The sequence below is a fragment of the Mycoplasma marinum genome (assembly GCF_004335975.1).
Lineage (GTDB): Bacteria > Bacillota_I > Bacilli_A > Mycoplasmatales > Metamycoplasmataceae > Mycoplasma_K > Mycoplasma_K marinum.
The window spans coordinates 1-2,309 of the sequence record NZ_PSZO01000050.1; the positions used below are offsets into that span (position 1 = coordinate 1).

Below are 2,309 nucleotides of genomic sequence, written 5' to 3' on the forward strand. Positions count from 1 at the left end.
TATTCATATTCTTTTTTGAAAAATGAGTTATTAAATCTTCAAGAGAGGGTGTCTTTAATTCATTAAGTTATAAGAGAAATTTCATAAGACTTCCTTTCAAGTCTTTTGATGATGGTGAATTAGAAGATTCCGATAACCTTTGAGAAAAAGTAGAAAGCACATGGCTGAATGCTTTCAAGATACGGTTGGATAGTGAAAATTCCAATGATATTAAACAAAGGTTCTATAGATATTACCTAAATGTTAATACCGCAATAAACGTAGGAGAACAAGATAAAAATGATGATTCAGATAAACAAAAAATCGATGATTTTATGATTAGTTTCATCAACAAACAAGTAGCTCATTCCTACTCTCAAAATTCCTTGATAGATGCGATACTTAGACCTTTTGACAAGGTTGAAAGAAATTTACCCATTTACTCTTTCTCTAATGAGATATCAAGTAACCCACTTAACCAAGAACAATTATTAACTCTTTATCTTTCTCATAGAAAGAACTTACTAAATATACAAGGCCCTCCAGGAACCGGCAAAACAACATTACTAAAAGATATTGTTGCATCATTATATTTAAATAATAAAACCGTAGTGATAGCAAGTTCTAATAATGATGCTGTTGATAATGTTAGAAAGGTGTTTTCTGGAGATGAAATCCTGAAAAAATTGCCTTCAATAAGATTAGGCAATAAAAAAGAGATGGCAGGAACTTACAAAGAATTGATGGAAAATTATATTCCAAAAGAAATAGAACAATTGCCCACAAATGGAGCTGTTGATATTTCAACTCTTTTAAGTAAGTTAAATGATTTAATATACACAAAAAGTTGTATTGATAAAGAAGCACATTTCTTCAATCAACTATTTATTAATAGTAATTTCAAGCAATTAGTTGAAAGTCCAGATAAAGAAGACTTAATTACACAAATTGAAACAACATTAAACAACTGATTGGTTAAATCCGATACATTCTTCAAATTTAAAGAAACAAAAAACATATTCAAAAAAATATATTTCTATTTTTGAAAAAAGAAACTTGATAAACGCTTAAAAAGCAATGAAATAGACATTAATCCATTAACCATTACTTACAATGGTGATATAGAAGGATTCTTTGAACAAATCATTACAATATTCTCATCCTTCAATGTTTTAAAAAATCACAAAACATTAGAAGATATCAAAAGAGAAATTGATGAAGTTAAATCATTAATCCTAGAGACTACAAATGATACCCAAGCCACTCTTTCAAATAAAAATATAAAAGCTTGAGATGATATAGAGAAAATCTTCATACCAAACATGAAAGCAACAATAAGTAAGGATAAGCGTAGAGGAAGTTATTCAGAATTGTTTTCCAAAAATATAAAGGATGGTTCTCTTTGAAATGGAAGGGGCATAAGTACCTATTTCCCAATCGTTTTTTCAACAACCTTGTCTTTACCTAGTTTTGTCGAAAAAAATAAAATGGACTACCTTATTATTGACGAGGCAGCCCAAACAACTATCCATTCAGTATTAGGATTGATGAAATACTTCAAAAACATAATATTCTTAGGCGACACCGCACAATTAAGTGCTGTAGTTAATCTAGATAAATACAAAGAAGCTGAAGTTTTTAAAAATACAAATTTACCATCCGTATATAGAAATAAGAACAACTCTCTTCCTTTAATTATTGAAAATACACTTTCTCCCGACCATTCAATAATGTTGAAAGACCATTGGAGATGCGCTCCTAAAATTGCTAACTTTTTCAATGAATCATACTACAATAATAAATTAAACATCATGCTAAAAGATAAATTCCCCGGGAAACTAGAAGTTGAATTATACAAAGAAAATACATTTCAGGAGATAATCCCTAGAATTGAACAAAAATTATTAGATGAAGGCGTTAATCTAGACAAGGTTGCTTTAATAAGTCCTCATAAAGATATCGATAATATAAAAACCAATATAATTAAAAAAGGAACAATTCATAAGTTCCAAGGTTATGAAAATGAAGTTATTATTTTTTACATTAAAAATAAACACTTGAAAAATGGTGATATAGATTTCTTCATAAATGACAGAAGATTAATGAACGTTGCACTCTCAAGAGCTAAGAAACAATTTTATTTATATATTGGAGATAAAGTTTGAGAAGATATACAAAAAAGACCAAATAAAAATCAACATGAATTAGTAAAACTTATTAAATACATTAATAAGATTAACAACCCGAATTCAATGATGAATAAAATAGAGACTGCAATTGAGGAAAAAGTTAATATTTCAACAGGAGAACATGTCTATTCTTTTATTGAT

General features: G+C 28.2%; 1 protein-coding gene. It reads left to right on the forward strand.

All coding sequences use genetic code 4. The features are described 5' to 3' along the window. The coding region (locus C4B24_RS04580; RefSeq protein WP_131599598.1) for an AAA domain-containing protein at positions 1 to 2,309 on the forward strand (2,309 nt) is incomplete at both ends.